The following is a 15,662-nucleotide window of genomic DNA, read 5'->3' as shown; positions in this document are numbered from 1 at the left end:
GTGCAGGCTGCAAACAACGGCCGCGGATAGGAGTTGGAGTCCACCGGCATCTGACCTTACCGATTTGTAACCAAATTCACGCGAACGTGCGCGTGGCGGCTCCAAATCCCGACATCGTTTCTGCCCAGTTTCCGGCCCCCGAACCCGCTCCGGTGCCAGACACAGATGTTGCAGAACCCGCCCACGCACGTCAGCTCGATTCTCATCCTCCAGACGAAATTCATCGGCGATCTTGTCCTCGCCTCCGCGCTCGTGGCACCCCCTGTGCAGCGTGGTCGCGAGCTTTACGCGATGGTGCGCGCTCTGGCCCGGTTCCGGTTTAACCTGACCATCGACCTGGCCGATTCCAAAACCTCACGCATCATCGTCAGGCTCGTCAAAGCCAAGACCCGCCTCGGATATGATCCTCCCGAAAAACCGTTGCGCTGGCTGGAACGCCAGCCCGCCAACGTCCTGGCCAAGCCGTTTGGCTTTGGTGGCCAGCATTATCTCTACCGCTATCTTTCGCCGCTTGAGGCTTTTGGCGTGGAGTTGCGTGCGCAGGTTCCAACAATTGAGCCGCTGCCTTTAGAGACCGCCAAGGCATTGGCGCTTCTCGACCGGCATCATCTTCGGCGTAGCGCCTTCATAGCCGTTCATTCGGGAGCGAGCCTCCGGGGGCGGCAATGGCAACCGGAACGTTTTGCGCTGGCGATCGACGAGATCTCGCGACAGACCGGGTTGGACTTCCTGCTTGTCGGCGGCCCCGGTGAACGGGCATCTGCCGAGCGCATCGTCGCCAAGGCCGCTTCGCCGGTCGTCAACGTGGTCGGGCGCTGTCGCTGGCAACGCTGCTGGCGGTCCTCGGCCAGGCACGCCTATTTCTGGGGAACGAGAGTGGCCCGATGCACATGGCCGCCGCTGCCGGAACGCCAGCTGTCGGGCTCTTCGGCCTGACCGACCCGGCCGTCTGGGGTCCTGTCGGCGTGGCCAGTGTTACGCCGCGGCCTCCATGCCTTGCGAGTGCATAGCCAGGGACCTGTGCCGCCGTCCCGATCCGAGTAAGGCTTGCTGCGTCTGGCGACTTGAGGTCAAAGCGGTGGTCGACGCAGTGCGCGCGCTCCTTTCGCGTACGGTTAAGGACGTGGAGCACGCATTGTGACCTCGCGCTTGCCAAAGGTCAGGCCGGCGGTCAAATTGCCGCTGCCGACGCTTTTGCAGGGGCATCGTCCCGATTTCCGCCTTGATGCCGGTCTTGGGGTCGCCGCTTCAACTCTGATCCGGCCGACCTGGAATTAATCGATGCGCCCGTTCCAAAAGTATTTTTGCGCCATTGCGATATCGCTGTGGGCTGTCTCTCCTGGCAACGCCCAGTTGCTCGTCGCACCGACGCTGCACATCAAGGCCGAGGTGGGCAGCGGCCGCGTCGCGCTGACGCTCGATGCGTGCGGCGGAAGGACCGATACACGGATTCTCTCGGCGCTGGTGGAAAACAAGATTCCCGCCACCATTTTCGTCACCGGCATCTGGCTGAAGCACAACGCCGCCGCCGTCGAGATCATGCGGGCGCATCCAGAACTGTTTGAATTGGAAAACCATGGCGGCCGCCACGTCCCGGCCGTCGACACGCCGCAAAAGATCTACGGCATTCGCAGTGCCGGCAGCGCGGCGGCCGTGCTGGCCGAGGTCGAATCGGGTGCTGCCGCTCTTTCCGTGACCGGCGAACCGGCGCCGAAATGGTTTCGCGGCGCAACCGCCGAATACAGCCCGTCAGCAAGCGCGATGATACGCAAGCTTGGCTTCAAGATCGCCGGATTCACTGTCAACGGCGACGGCGGGTCATTGCTCGGCGCAAAAGAGACCGCCCGGCGCATTGCCGCGGCAAAGGACGGCGACGTCATCATTGCTCACATCAACCAGCCGACCCATGCCGCTGGCGAAGGCGTGGTGCAGGGACTTCTGGCGCTGAAGGCCAAGGGCCTCACCTTCGTGCGGCTCGACGATGCCGACTGCGTCGGCAATCAAGGCACCACCGACTGATCAGTCGGGCGTGGCCTCGATGGTCACCTTGTTCGGATAGAACGCGCCGTGATCGCGGATGTCCGCCATCTCGTCGAAGGGCCGCTCATAGGCCCACATTGCATCCTTGCCTGCATCGCCGGCGGGCAGCGCGCTCCAATAGCTGGCATCGCCCTTGTAGGGGCAATGAGTCGAGTGTTCCGTCTTGCCAAGCTGCTTGAAGTCGATGTCGCCGAACGGAATGTAGAAAACAGGCGAATAGGGCGATTCGGTCAGCACCTTGACCTTGCTGGACGAGGCGATGACGACATCGCCGGCGCGCACCGTCACGGTACCCTTGTAAGGTTCGATGGTGATGACCTTGCCGGGATTGCGCTGAAAGCCGGGTGACGGGTTTGCGGTCTGGTCCATGTCGGATCTCCTTGCCTCAACCCAAGATGTGTCTGGCAAGAGCCTTGCGCAAGAGCTGCCACCAGGCGGGCGTCGCCCGCGGGGGGGAAGTCTCGCGCTTTCCTCTGATACCTCGCCTAGAATCAGGCTGCGGCCTGGAATGCGTCCATCAGCCCGGCATAGGCGGCGGCAATGCCGGCCACCGGATTGGTGCTTTTCGAGGTGGTCTCGACCTTCAGCGCACCACCGGTGGTCGGCAAGGTGAGCAGCAGGAACTGGCGATTGCCGCCGTCGCCGACGCAGGCGGCAGCGACGTGCTGGCTTTCGCCCTCGTTCTCGACGCACATCTTGAACAAGAGCGTGCCGCCGACCGCTTCGAGGGCGCCACCGACGACTTCAACGAATTCATCTTCGGAAACGGTTTTGGCCTCGGGCAACAGATCGGTCTGCATGACATCGGCCGCCACCAGATCGGCCAGACCTTCGGCAAGCGTATTTTCGAGGGCTTTGTCGTCGAACTGCGGGTCCATGCGAACCTCTTTCATTCGCCAATCGCGCCCCGCCCGTTAATCAACGTTAACGCCGAGCATGGCCGGATTGTGGCGAATTCCGCCTCATTCGGCTCCATGCCCCGCTCCAGCCCGGTTCTGGCTGGACAATCCGCCGGTTCGTCCCACAATGGCGAAAAAATAATGGGAGGAACAAGATGCTCGGGCTGATGCAGGAATGGCCGCTGCTTTGCCACAAGCTGATCGACAACGCCGAGAGGCAGCACGGCAGACGCGAGATCGTGTCGCGCTCGATCGAGGGGCCGATCGTGCGCAGCACATATGCCGAAATCCATAATCGTGCCCTGAAGGTCGCCGGGCGGCTCGAGCGTGATGGTTTCGGGTTTGGCGACCGCATCGCGACCCTGGCCTGGAACACTGCTCGCCACATCGAGGCCTGGTACGGCATCATGGGTGTCGGAGCGATCTATCACACGCTCAATCCGCGGCTCTTTCCCGAGCAGATCACCTGGATCATGAACAATGCCGGGGATAAGGCGATCTTCGTCGACCTGACCTTCCTGCCGCTGCTCGAAAAGATCGCCGGCGCGGTCAAGTCCCTGAAGCAGGTTATCGTGCTGACTGACAACGCGCATATGCCGGAGACTGCGCTGCCCAATGTCGTTGCCTATGAAGAATGGCTTGGAGAAGCCGACGGCAACTTCGCCTGGAAGACATTCGACGAAAACACCGCCGCCGGCATGTGCTACACCTCGGGCACTACGGGCGACCCGAAAGGCGTCCTCTACAGCCATCGTTCGAACGTGCTGCACGCCATGATCGCCGCGATGCCTGACGCCATGGGCATGTCGTCGCGCGATACCATACTGCCGGTCGTGCCGATGTTTCACGCCAACGCCTGGGGCCTTGCCCAGAGCGCGCCAATGATCGGCGCCAAGCTGGTCATGCCCGGCTGCAAGATGGATGGCGCTTCGCTCTACGAGCTGCTCGACAGCGAGAAGGTGACCTTCAGCGCCGCCGTGCCGACTGTGTGGATGATGCTCCTCCAGCATCTGGAAGAGACAGGCAAGAAACTGCCCTATCTGCAGAAAGTCGTCATCGGCGGCTCGTCCTGTCCACGCGCGCTCACGACGAAGTTCCAGAACAATTACGATGTCCAGGTGGTCCACGCCTGGGGCATGACCGAGATGTCGCCGCTCGGCACGCTGTGCACCTTGAAGCCGGACTATGCCGGGCTGATGGGCGAGGCCCGTCTAGGCGTCCAGCAGAAGCAGGGCTTTACGCCGTTCGGCATCGAAATGAAGGTGACGGACGACGCCGGCAACGAACTGCCATGGGATGGCAAGACCTTCGGCAGGCTCAAGGTCCGCGGGCCGGCCGTCGCGCGCGCCTATTATGGTGGCATCGGATCCCAACAGTTCGATGAAGACGGCTGGTTCGACACCGGTGATGTCGCGCACATCGATCCCGGCGGCTACATGCAGATCACCGATCGCGCCAAGGACGTGATCAAGTCGGGCGGCGAATGGATCTCGTCCATCGAGCTCGAGAACCTCGCGGTCGGCCATCCCGATGTGGCGGAGGCCGCCGCCATCGGCATTCCGCATTCGAAATGGGGCGAGCGGCCTTTGCTCGTGGTGGTGCGTAAGCCGGGCAGGGAGCCGACCAAGACGGACATCCTCGCTTTCATGGACGGCAAGGTGGCGAAGTGGTGGATGCCGGACGACGTCGCCTTTGTCGGCGAAATCCCACACACCGCTGCCGGCAAAATCCAGAAGATTACCTTGCGCCAGCAGTTCCGGGACTATCACCTGCCGACGGATTGACCGGAGATGCGGTGTCTTTGCGCCTTCAAGCCGCCGCTGAAAGGCACTATGCCTTGGTTCGGGTTGGGCAGCGCGGAAAAACAATGACGGTAATCTCCGAGCGACAAACGTCGAGGGCTGCCGGTTGGTCGCGGCGCGCCGGCGCGTTTTCGGCGGTCCTGCTGCTGACAGTTCTTATCGGCCACCGATATGACCTCGTCGAGACGCCGGCCTTCCTGTGGGTGCTTGGCATTGTCGCCTTGCTGGCCGCGGTTGCGCTTTTGTTTGCCGGGTTTGCCTTTGCCCGATTGTGGAATTTCGGTGATCGCGGCGGTCACGACCTGACCACCGGCGCCTTGCTGGCGCTTCTGGTGCTCATCCCTTACGGTATCGCGGCCTATTGGGCGGCGACCTATCCGCCGCTGCGCGACATCTCGACGGATCTGGATGACCCGCCGGCACTCGATATTTCAACCCGGACAAAGGACATGAACGAGCTTTTGTCGCCGACGCCCGGCGAGCAGCGCCTGCAAATCGAAGCTTATCCGCTCGTTACCGGACGCAGCTACACCTTGCCTTTCGATCGCGTTCTGGAGGCGGTCAAAACCGTGCTCGATCGGCGCGGTTGGCAGCTCACGGCGCCGTTTCCAGAGGCAACAGGGCAAAGCGACGTGACGGTCGATGCGCTGGCCAAGAGCTTCCTGCTTGGCCTTCCCGCCGATGTCGCCATCCGCGTGACCGATGACGGCGATGCGGTCATCGTCGATCTGCGCTCGGCCTCGCGTTACGGCCGCTACGACCTTGGCGACAATGCAGCGCGCATCACCGACTTCCTTGCCGAACTCGACCAGGAAGTCGCCGGCCAGGTGGGCCTGGCGCCGGCGGAATGATATCCGAACGGCACTACCGTGCCGGCGAATAGATGCCGTCGATAGCCGGCGCGCCATCGGTGTGGACCAAGCCGCGCACGACCAGGTCTTCCATGTGCGCAAGCACCGACAGGCCGGCCGCGCCATGCAGGCGCGGGTCGGTGTCTCGATAGATGGCCTCCACCATCTCCTTGATTGTCCGGTCGCCGCTGTTGATCCGTTTCAGAATTGCCCGTTCGCGCGTTTTGCGATGCGTTTTCAATCCGCGCATGAAGTTGCGCGGCTCGGTCACCGGCCCGCCATGGCCGGGCAGCAGCAGCCGGTCGTCACGTTCGATCAGCCGATCGAGCGATGTCATGTAGTCGGCCATCGCGCCATCCGGCGGTGCGACGATCGTGGTTGCCCACACCATGACGTGATCGGCCGAGAAAAGGATGCCGGTTCCCTCCAGCGCGAAGGCCGCGTGATTGGCGGTATGGCCGGGCGTCAGCACCGTCCGGATCGCCCAGCCGTCGCCGTCAATCACCATATCGTCCGGCAGTGCGATATCAGGAACAAAGTCGGTGTCGGCGCTGGCATCGAGCGGATTGACCTCGCCGGTGCGCAACGGCCGCGCCGGGCGATGCCGGCCCTCCGCCAGAACCACCGCACGGGTATGCTGCTTCAGCCGCGCCGCCAGCGGCGAATGGTCGCGATGCGTGTGGCTGACGAAGATATGGCTGACCGGCCTGATCCCGATCGCTTCGAGCAGTGTTCGAAGATGTGCCTCGTCATCCGGTCCGGGATCGATCACCGCCAGCGTCTCGCGCCCGATGATATAGCTGTTGGTTCCGTGAAAGGTGAACGGGCTTGGGTTCGGGGCGGTGACACGTTGAATACCAGGCGCAACGGCTACGCCCTGGCCGTAGGCCGGATCGAAGCGTGTATTGAATTTCAGCGCCATGCGAACGTCGCGACCTTTTTGGGGGCGAGGGCAAAACCGATTGCCGCATAGCACGGAAGCCAATATAGGAAAACGCAAGGCCGCGTTCGGCGGCAATCCGGAACGGGGAAGACTATGGCAATTGCAACGACGATGCGTCCGCTCATTTCTCTCGCTTTGCCTGAAAAGGGCGCGGCCCGTCTGGCGGGACAGCTTTTGCTGGCGATCGCCGGAACGCTGCTGCTGATCTTGTCTGCCAAGACCAAGGTCATGCTCGGACCGGTCGATATCTCGATGCAGACGCTCGCTGTCTTCCTGATCGCCGCCGCCTTCGGCATGCGCCTCGGCGTCGCAACGCTGCTTCTCTACATGGCTGAGGGCGCATTGGGCCTTCCGGTCTTCCAGAGCACGCCCGAAAAGGGCATCGGTATCGCTTACATGCTCGGTTCGACCGGCGGTTATCTAGCCGGCTTTGTCGTCATGGCGGCGATCGTCGGCTGGGCTGCCGACCGTGGCTGGGATCGCCATCCTATCAAGCTCTTCAATGCTATGCTGGTGGCCGAGATCGTCATGATGTCAATGGGCTTTGCCTGGCTGGCGCTGTTGATCGGCCCGGAAAAATCCTGGCAGTTCGGGGTGGTGCCCTTTATCGTCGGTGATCTGATCAAGGTTGCGCTGGCCGCGAGCCTGGTGCCGGCTGTCTGGTCGCTGCTGAAGCGTTCGTGAAGCCGGTCAAGCGGTCAGAACGGAACTGCAGGTTGCATCGCTGTCACCATGTTATGGCCTGAACCCCCATGACTCGATGGTAACCTGTTCTGCGCGACAACCTGTCGAATGGTTTTTCGCCGTAGTTGGTGTGGCCGTGCAGGATCTTTCTCGCTCGCAGCAGGCTTGTGCGCGACGCCATCCGTCACATTAGCTTCAAGTCGACGGACTAAGTACCAGAACCAACGGGCGATTCGTCACGACCAGCGTAACCAAGCACCTACGTATGGAAATAAATTGCTCGACATAGCATCTCAGCCAGCTGAAAAAGAAAGCGGCTCGATGATTATTTAGGCACAGCTAAATTTCTGGACAATGTGTAGGAAATTTTTAACCCAACCGCCTTGACTCTAGTGGCTTGGTTGCTTGCTGGTATCCACACACTGTCCTGACCGTTGACCTTAGATCCTGCCGCAAACCGCCGAGGGAAGACACGTGAGTAGCGCGGAAAAAACTACGGGTAAGGCGAATATCCTGTCGACAGAGCCAGCCGCCAGGCAGGCAACCCGCTGGTATGCGGCCGGCGTCTTTCCCGGAAAGGAGCATGTCGCCGAACGGCATCTCCGGATCCAGGGATTTCAGCCGTTTGTGCCGCGCTGTGAGAAAACCGTGCGTCATGCCCGGCGGCTCGAAACACGAGTTGCGGCTTATTTCCCCGGTTATATGTTCATCGCCATCGACATCGCGTTGCAACGTTGGCGCTCGATTAACGGAACGTTCGGTGTGCGTTCCCTCGTCATGCAAGCGGACCGGCCTTTGCCTGTCCCCTCCGGTCTGGTAGAGCGCTTCATTGCGTTGACCGGCAGGCACGGCCTGCTCGATTTCAGCGGCGGCCTCGCAGCCGGTGCTTCGGTTCGGATCCTTTCCGGCCCTTTCGCGGAAATGATCGGTCGCCTTGACCGGCTCGATCCAGCCGGAAGGGCTCGGGTTCTGGTTGCCATCATGAATGGCGAGATACCTGTCGACCTTGATGCCAGGGAGCTCGTCGCCATCGCATAGTCGTAAGCATCGAAGTGCGGCGAGGCGATGCAAATTGTTGTAGGATCGGCTCTCGGGTTTTCACCCGGGAGTGCGGTAGCCGTCTTTCGGTAGGGAGTGGGCGCTGTCTGGGGAGATCGTCTCGTCGGCGCTGATTGAGAGTACGCGATATGCGGATAACAATGATTGGTGCCGGCTATGTGGGGCTCGTCTCGGGCGCCTGCTTCGCCGACTTTGGCCATCAGGTCTGCTGCGTCGATCGTGATGCGGAAAAGCTTGCCATGCTCAAACTCGGCAAGATACCGATCTATGAGCCAGGGCTCGACGACCTCGTCACGACCAACACTGCGCAAGGCCGCTTGCGTTTCGACGACAATCTGGCCGATGCGGTATCCCAATCGGATGTCGTCTTCATTGCCGTGGGCACGCCGTCGCGGCGTGGCGACGGCCATGCCGATCTGTCCTTCGTCTACGATGCGGCGGCCGAAGTTGGCCGCGCGCTCAAAGGATTTACGGTCGTGGTGACCAAATCGACCGTCCCTGTCGGTACCGGCGATGAGGTCGAACGGATCATCCGCGAGCAAAATCCGGCCGCCGATTTTGCGGTGGTCTCCAATCCGGAGTTTCTTCGCGAGGGATCGGCGATCGAGGACTTCAAGCGGCCCGACCGCATCATTGTCGGGACCGATGCCGAACGGGCCAAAGCGGTGATGGGCGAAATCTACCGCCCGCTCTCGCTGAATGTCGCGCCGATATTCTATACGAGCCGGCGTACGGCTGAGCTTACCAAATATGCCGGCAACGCGTTTCTGGCCATGAAGATCACCTTCATCAACGAAATTGCCGATCTCTGCGAACGGTTGGGAGCCGATGTGCAGGACGTCGCGCGCGGCATCGGCATGGACAACCGCATCGGCGCAAAGTTCCTTCACGCCGGGCCGGGCTATGGCGGTTCCTGTTTCCCGAAAGATACGCTGGCACTGGTCAAGACCGCGCAGGACGCGGCAAGCCCGGTGCGGCTGATTGAAACGACGGTCTCGATAAACGACCAGCGCAAACGGGCGATGGCGCGCAAGGTGGTTGAGGCCTGCGGCGGCTCTGTGCGCGGCAAGACTGTCGGTATCCTTGGCCTTACGTTCAAGCCAAACACCGACGACATGCGCGATGCCCCCTCATTGGCCGTTATTCAGGCACTCCAGGACGCAGGCGCTTCGATCAAGGCCTATGATCCGGTCGGCATGGAGCAGGCGCGCAAGATGATAGAGGGCATTGAATTCGGGGAAAGCGCCTACGCGGTGGCCGATGGCGCGCATGCGATCGTCATCGTCACCGAATGGAATGCGTTTCGGTCGCTGGATCTGAAGCGGCTCCGTGCGCTCATGGCGACGCCGATAATGGTCGACCTTCGAAATGTCTATCGCGGCGAGGACGTCGTCAGGGAAGGGATAGCCTATTTCAGCGTTGGCCGAGAGCGGCATCTTGTCCCGTGAATGTCCAGCAAGGGCTTCCCTGAAGTTCGAATCGCCGAGGTTATACGTCCTGCAGAGAACAATGGAAGCAGGCAAAAAGTGTTTGAAAGAGACTTAGATTTAATAACCCGCAAGAGAGATTTTGAACTTGAACATAGTCATGATGAACCGGCCAAGACAGCGGCACCTCGTGCACAGGGTCAGGTTTCAACTCCTGGGCGGTCTGGCTTTTGCAATCCTGCTCCCTGTTCTTACCAGGATTTTATTTGATCCATCAATTCTATATTATTCCAACCTACAAATTACAATCTTTGCGGGTGTTATCGCCCATACGATAGGGTATTTTTCCTTCCGACGTGTAGGGAATTTCCCAGGTATAGCCGCCTCGGGTTACATATTTCCGACATTTTCCCTGTCTTATGGGTTTGTTTATTTGGCGATTTTCCTGTTTCGAATTGAATATAGCGGTTTCCAGGCGGCCAGCAGCTTGACGTTGTCAATTCTCTGGTACTTTGTCTTGACCATCATAAGCCGGCGCCTTGACCCTTACAGTCTTGCAGTGGTTCCAGGCGGCGCCGTTGGTCGTCTCGACGAGATAGGTGGGGTAAACTGGCATTGGCTTGTTTCCCCTGACATGATCATTGAACGCGTCAACGGCGTCGTTGCCGATCTGCGCGCTGATCTGTCCGACGATTGGGAGCGCTACATAGCCGACCGGGCGCTTGCGGGCGTTCCGGTCTACCATGTCAAGCAAATCACAGAATCGCTGACTGGTCGCGTCGAAATCGAGCATTTATCCGAAAACACGCTGGGCTCAATTAATCCCAACCAGGCCTATATCAAGATCAAACAGGCGATTGACTGGGTCTGTGCGCTGCTAGCACTGATCGTGTTGGCGCCCTTGCTGTTGTTGATCGCGCTGTTAATCAGGCTGGAATCTCCCGGACCCGCCATATTTCGACAGGAGCGCCTCGGTTTCGGCGGAAAATCGTTTACGGTCTACAAGTTCCGGACGATGACCGTCAGTGAACCAGAGGCGGCAAACGTTCGCAGTCTAGCCGTCACCAAGCCGGGTGACAGCAGGGTTACCCGGCTCGGCCGCTTCCTTCGCAGAAGCAGAATTGACGAGTTGCCCCAGCTGATAAACATCGTTCGTTCGGAAATGAGCTGGATTGGACCTCGCCCTGAGGCGACAGTGTTGTCATCCCACTATTCGGTGGCGTTGCCATTCTATCGCTACCGAAACATCGTGCGCCCTGGTATCTCGGGATGGGCTCAGGTGAATCAGGGATATGTGTCGGAAGATGACGACGAGACCGAGAAGCTGCACTATGACTTCTATTACATCAAGAATTTCTCGCCGTGGCTTGATTTCGTTATCGTGCTGAGAACGCTAAAAACTCTGCTAAGTGGATTCGGATCTCGATAGAGACCGTTCTGAATTTTGGCTACCATCGAAATTTGTCTGTCGAACACTGCGCCGGGATAATGCTTGGCGGGTAATGTTTTCTTTCTGAAGCTGCCGAAGGGTATGAAATGAGCCGAAAAACCGCGCTAATTACAGGCATCACCGGCCAGGATGGTGCTTATCTCGCCGACCTCCTGCTCGCCAAGGGATATGCAGTCCACGGTATCAAGCGACGTTCGTCGTCTTTCAATACGGGCCGTATCGATCATCTCTATCAAGACCCGCATGAAACCGGCGTCAATTTTTCGTTGCATTATGGCGACATGACCGATGCGACGAACCTGATCCGCATAATCCAGGAAGTGCAGCCCGACGAGATCTACAATCTCGCGGCGCAATCGCATGTCCAAGTGAGCTTCGAGACCGCGGAATATACCGCGAACGCCGACGCGATCGGTACATTGCGCCTTCTGGAGGCCATCCGGCTTCTTGGCCTGACAAAAAAGACGCGGTTCTATCAGGCGTCGACATCCGAGCTCTATGGCAAGGTGCAGGAAGTTCCGCAGAAGGAAACGACTCCTTTTTATCCTCGTTCTCCCTATGCGGCCGCGAAGATCTATGGCTACTGGATCACGGTGAACTACCGCGAGGCCTATGGAATTCACGCGTCCAACGGTATTTTGTTCAATCACGAAAGCCCGATGCGGGGCGAAACATTCGTGACCCGCAAGATCACCCGAGCCGCCGCTGCCATCAGCCTCGGCCTTCAGGACAAGCTCTATCTCGGCAACCTGTCGGCGGAACGCGATTGGGGGCATGCGCGCGACTATGTCGAAGGCATGTGGAGGATCCTCCAGCAGGAAACCCCGGACGACTATGTGCTGGCCACAGGGATCAAGAACTCCGTTCGGAAATTTGTCGAACTCGCCTTCGCCGAAGTGGGGGTCCGCATTCAGTGGAACGGTTCCGGGGTTGACGAAAAGGGTGTCGATACGAAAACCGGCAGGATATTGGTCGAGGTCGATCCGCGCTATTTCCGGCCGACCGAGGTCGACCTGCTGCTCGGTGACCCTTCGAAAGCCGAACGGATCCTTGGCTGGAAGGCGACGACGTCGCTTGATGAGATGGTGCGCGAGATGGTTCGATCCGACCTCAAGGTGGTGGCGCGCGAATTCGAGCATCGCCGGCTTGACGAAGAGCACAATCGCAAAGCGGCCCGATAGTCGCGACGAGTCCCCCGCGAACATGAAGATTTCCGTTCTAACGGTCTGCTGGAATTCGGCGGCAACAATTCGTCATACGCTCGACAGTTTCTTTGCCCAGGATCATGAGGACAAGGAACTGATCGTCGTCGACGGTGCCTCGACCGACGAGACGCTCACAATAGTTCGTTCCTATGCCGGGCAAGGATTGCAGATCATCAGCGAGCCCGACCGCGGCATGTATGACGCGTTGAACAAAGGGCTGGCACTTTGCACGGGTGAGGCGATCGGAGCCCTTAACGCGGACGATGTATTTCATGACGCTTCCGTGCTCGGCAAGATCAGCGAGGCGCTTGCTGAAAGCGATATTGTCCACGGCCACCTCGACTTCGTTGAAAACCATGAAAGCAAGCGGGTGGTCCGGCGCTGGCGGGCAGAGCCAAGACCCCATGGTGGGTTCCGTTCGGGCTGGATGCCTGCCCACCCGACCTTCTATGTCCGGCGCGCCGTCGCGGAACAAATCGGACCGTTCGACCTGTCACTCAAAGTCTCCTCCGACTACGACTGGATGCTGAGAGCCGTCGAGCTCCACGGATTCAGGATAGCGACAATCGAGCAGGTCCTCGTCGACATGATGATCGGGGGAGCCAGCACAAGGAGCTTCCGTTCGCACCTTGGGCATAATCTGGAAGCGCTGCGTTCCCGACGCCGGTGGCTCGGATCAGGTCCGGTCGACTACGCGCTTATCGCAAAGCCGGCACGGAAGTTGGGACAATTCTTATCCAAACAACCTATCAAGTCGAAGGGATAAAGACCTGGCGGTGCTCGATAGGGGCGGCGTTTCATCGGACGCAGTGAAGCGGGACGGTACGCCGTGAACGACAGCAAGCCGTCCAATGCAGATATCGGAAGTCCAGCAGAGCCTCGTCACCAAAGCATGGGAATCATATATGTGAAATCGGGTTCGGGACACAGGCAGTCTTATGCTGACCTGTTGGGACAGGTTTTGGGCCTGTCTCCTGTAATGGGGCCAATGTCACGGGCTCTTAAAAAAAGACTGCTGGCGGCTGATCGTCTCTTTTTTGCGACCCTCGATGACGACCTGGTTTCTTTTGCCTCGATAGCTCTCCGGCGGGCGGCTCTTGGAAGGGCGACTGTTGCATTGTTTCTAGGGCCGCAGTCCTGCTTCGGACCCTTCAACTTCAAGCGGTTTCTTAAGAAAAGCATTTTTGTTGTTCTGAGGCTTGTGCCAAAGGTCACGGTCGCCAGTATCATACCTCTCAGTCTGGCTCCGGAATATGGCAGCGTTGTCGATGTCGGCCTTCACGATCCGCAGTGGTGGGACATGCACGACGGTCACTTCTTGAGGCAGCCCGGCCATACGCCAGTGGCGACTGAAGTCTACCGCCTGGCTGCCGGTCGGCCGATCGTCTGCTGGCTTGGTTCTGCCTCGGTGCACAAAGGCTTTGCCTTCATGGTGGGAATTCTCGAGGCCAATCCGGATATCGCCAAACGGCTGTATTTCATAAGCGCTGGTACGGCGAAATCGGAGCAGGCATTGGCTTCCCGGTTCAAGTCGATGGGAGGAATGCATATTGACCGGCGGCTCACCGATGCCGAGTGGGAAAGCCTGTATAGTGTCGCCGACGCAGTGTGGGCCTGCTACGATCCGAGATACGATCAGGCGTCGGGGGTTTTTGGCCGGGCGCTGCAATTTGGCGTTCCCGCGATCGTGCGCCGTGGCTCGTTGATCGAGACGGCAGCTCGGAAGTTCGACGCTCCGGTCCATGCAATCGATTTTGGCGACTGTGACGCGGCGGCAACTGAGCTAAGCAAGATTGCTAAGGCAGACCGGGGCACGGCGGCAACAAAAGAACGTGAGCAAAGGATAGGGTCGTGGCGCAATGATTTCATCTCCTCCACAATGCGTGCCTTGGACGGGTTACGCATACCGACGCCGAATTCTTCGAGGGAGCGACATGACCAATCCTGATGCCTTAACTTACAACCGGGACCGGGGCATTGTGGCTGCGCATAAATGGTGAAGAAAGTATTATACTTTCATCATGCGACCGCGCTGGGAGGTGCGCCGAAGAGTTTGGCATTGTTGATAAAATCGCTGGATCGCAAGGAATTCTCTCCAATAGTGGCAATGCCGCTTCGCCCCGGCAACTCCGGCGTGCGCGAGTTATTCGAAGGTGCCGGCGCGGAGGTAATTGAGGAGCGGGACATTCGACCTTTCCATGGATCGACAGTCGCGCCGTGCAAGGACGTGAAATCGAAGATACACGCGATACTGTCCTTTCCGCTTCTCGTTAGATGCGCTAGGAGGCTAGTACGTGACATACGGCCGGACATTGTTCACCTGAATTCCACCTGTATGGTAGCCGCCGCCAAGGGCGCGCATCACGCCGATCCTTCAATCCCCGTTATTGCTCATGTCCGTGAACCGATTCTGCACAGCTGGTGGGGTAACATTCTTCGCAACTTAAATAAGACGCATGTTGATTATTTCGTTGCTATCGATAAAGCCGGTCTGGATAGCATTGGCCCTTCCGCCACCCCGGGATCGGTTGTTTACAATAGTGTCGACAGCAGTCTCTTCCGTACGACGAACGAAGGCGTTGCTGAATTGAGGCGGAAATTCGGATGGGCAGATGGCGATGTTGTATTCCTGTCATTGTCACGAGTTGCGGAGTCAAATGGCATTCTGCCTTTCGTTCAGGCGGTCAACTCGCTTGAGGCAAACCTTCCCGAATGCGCTCGATTTGTATTCGCCGGTTTTGGAAAATACGAAGACGGCTATGGAAAAGCAGCATTGGAGGCGATAAACGCAAGCCGCCGGTGCAGCGCCATGCCATTCATAGATGACATCGTTCCCGTTCTCACGGCCAGTGACGTCGTAATGGCACCCTTTCTGACAAGTCACAGTGCTCGGTGCATTTTCGAAGGAGCGTCGGCAGGACGCCCGGGCTTGGTCACCCGCTTGCCGAATTTGCTTGAACTGATCGAAGAAGGTAGAACCGGCTTGAGCTTTGAAATGTCCTGTTCCGGCGGTCTGCTTGAAGCGCTTGAAAAACTCTGCCGGCGCGATACCCGCCTCGCTATGGGACGGAGCGCACGCCAGTTCGCTATGGCCAGGTTCCACATCGATCAAAATGTCGCGGCAATTCAAAAGCTTTATCGCGATCTGTCAGAATCAGGCCGTTGATGTCCCCCTTTAAGTTACTTGATCAAAGTGAGCGCCTATTCTGGAGTGCACTTGCAACGCTTCAGTTTGCGGTGAGGGGCAGAAAGAGGCCTCGTGGCTTGTCCGTTCTCGGGCCAGTTGGGCTGGGAGGGGCGGG

General features: G+C 59.1%; 14 protein-coding genes and 1 pseudogene. 12 read left to right on the top strand and 3 right to left on the bottom strand.

The genetic code is table 11. The features are described from left to right. Positions 1–165: 165 nt before the first annotated feature. Positions 166–1,010, top strand: a pseudogene (locus E5W70_RS33185) (glycosyltransferase family 9 protein). 271 nt (positions 1,011–1,281) lie between these two features. After that, positions 1,282–2,019, top strand: coding sequence for a polysaccharide deacetylase family protein (locus E5W70_RS24610; RefSeq protein WP_292663363.1), 738 nt, complete (start codon positions 1,282–1,284; stop codon positions 2,017–2,019). Here the strand turns inward: E5W70_RS24610 and E5W70_RS24605 are convergent, their stop codons facing one another. Next, the gene (locus E5W70_RS24605) at positions 2,020–2,409 is read right to left on the bottom strand and encodes a DUF427 domain-containing protein (RefSeq protein WP_292663361.1); all 390 of its coding nucleotides are present in this window, start codon (positions 2,407–2,409) and stop codon (positions 2,020–2,022) included. 122 nt (positions 2,410–2,531) lie between these two features. Continuing rightward, positions 2,532–2,918, bottom strand: a complete 387-nt coding sequence (locus E5W70_RS24600; protein WP_292663359.1) for a hypothetical protein — start codon at positions 2,916–2,918, stop codon at positions 2,532–2,534. Positions 2,919–3,094: 176 nt separating this feature from the next. Here E5W70_RS24600 and E5W70_RS24595 point away from each other — a divergent pair, with 176 nt between their 5' ends. Both E5W70_RS24595 and E5W70_RS24590 read left to right on the top strand, forming a co-directional pair. After that, positions 3,095–4,723, top strand: coding sequence for a fatty-acid--CoA ligase (locus E5W70_RS24595; RefSeq protein ID WP_292663357.1), 1,629 nt, complete (start codon positions 3,095–3,097; stop codon positions 4,721–4,723). Between the two features lie 83 nt (positions 4,724–4,806). Further along, positions 4,807–5,592, top strand: a complete 786-nt coding sequence (locus E5W70_RS24590) for a DUF1499 domain-containing protein (RefSeq protein ID WP_292663355.1) — start codon at positions 4,807–4,809, stop codon at positions 5,590–5,592. A gap of 13 nt (positions 5,593–5,605) precedes the next feature. Here E5W70_RS24590 and E5W70_RS24585 read toward each other — a convergent pair whose 3' ends face one another. Then, complete coding sequence (locus tag E5W70_RS24585; RefSeq protein WP_292663353.1) at positions 5,606–6,514, bottom strand: MBL fold metallo-hydrolase; 909 nt, start codon at positions 6,512–6,514, stop codon at positions 5,606–5,608. Between the two features lie 114 nt (positions 6,515–6,628). Here E5W70_RS24585 and E5W70_RS24580 point away from each other — a divergent pair, with 114 nt between their 5' ends. The 8 genes from E5W70_RS24580 to E5W70_RS24545 all read left to right on the top strand — a co-directional run bounded on the left by E5W70_RS24580 (position 6,629) and on the right by E5W70_RS24545 (position 15,526). Further along, the gene (locus tag E5W70_RS24580; protein ID WP_292663351.1) at positions 6,629–7,219 is read left to right on the top strand and encodes a biotin transporter BioY; all 591 of its coding nucleotides are present in this window, start codon (positions 6,629–6,631) and stop codon (positions 7,217–7,219) included. A gap of 474 nt (positions 7,220–7,693) precedes the next feature. Further along, positions 7,694–8,257, top strand: a complete 564-nt coding sequence (locus E5W70_RS24575) for a transcription termination/antitermination NusG family protein (protein WP_292663349.1) — start codon at positions 7,694–7,696, stop codon at positions 8,255–8,257. Between the two features lie 149 nt (positions 8,258–8,406). Next, entirely contained in the window at positions 8,407–9,726 is a 1,320-nt protein-coding gene (locus E5W70_RS24570) for a UDP-glucose/GDP-mannose dehydrogenase family protein (RefSeq protein WP_292663347.1), read from the top strand. Positions 9,727–9,853: 127 nt separating this feature from the next. Beyond that, positions 9,854–11,134, top strand: a complete 1,281-nt coding sequence (locus tag E5W70_RS24565) for a sugar transferase (RefSeq protein ID WP_292663345.1) — start codon at positions 9,854–9,856, stop codon at positions 11,132–11,134. 107 nt (positions 11,135–11,241) lie between these two features. Beyond that, positions 11,242–12,336 carry a GDP-mannose 4,6-dehydratase gene (gene gmd / locus E5W70_RS24560; protein ID WP_292663343.1) on the top strand — a complete coding sequence of 365 codons (1,095 nt, stop codon included), beginning with the start codon at positions 11,242–11,244 and terminating at the stop codon, positions 12,334–12,336. 22 nt (positions 12,337–12,358) lie between these two features. Then, on the top strand, positions 12,359–13,126 hold the full coding sequence (locus E5W70_RS24555; protein WP_292663341.1) for a glycosyltransferase family 2 protein: 768 nt from the start codon (positions 12,359–12,361) through the stop codon (positions 13,124–13,126). A 63-nt stretch (positions 13,127–13,189) separates the two neighbouring features. After that, the gene (locus E5W70_RS24550; RefSeq protein WP_292663339.1) at positions 13,190–14,308 is read left to right on the top strand and encodes a hypothetical protein; all 1,119 of its coding nucleotides are present in this window, start codon (positions 13,190–13,192) and stop codon (positions 14,306–14,308) included. A 45-nt stretch (positions 14,309–14,353) separates the two neighbouring features. Further along, entirely contained in the window at positions 14,354–15,526 is a 1,173-nt protein-coding gene (locus E5W70_RS24545; protein ID WP_292663337.1) for a glycosyltransferase family 4 protein, read from the top strand. Positions 15,527–15,662 lie beyond the last annotated feature (136 nt).

Origin of the sequence: Mesorhizobium sp., assembly GCF_005063415.1 — a bacterium.
GTDB lineage: Bacteria > Pseudomonadota > Alphaproteobacteria > Rhizobiales > Rhizobiaceae > Mesorhizobium.
This window is presented reverse-complemented; position numbering and strand designations above follow the sequence as displayed.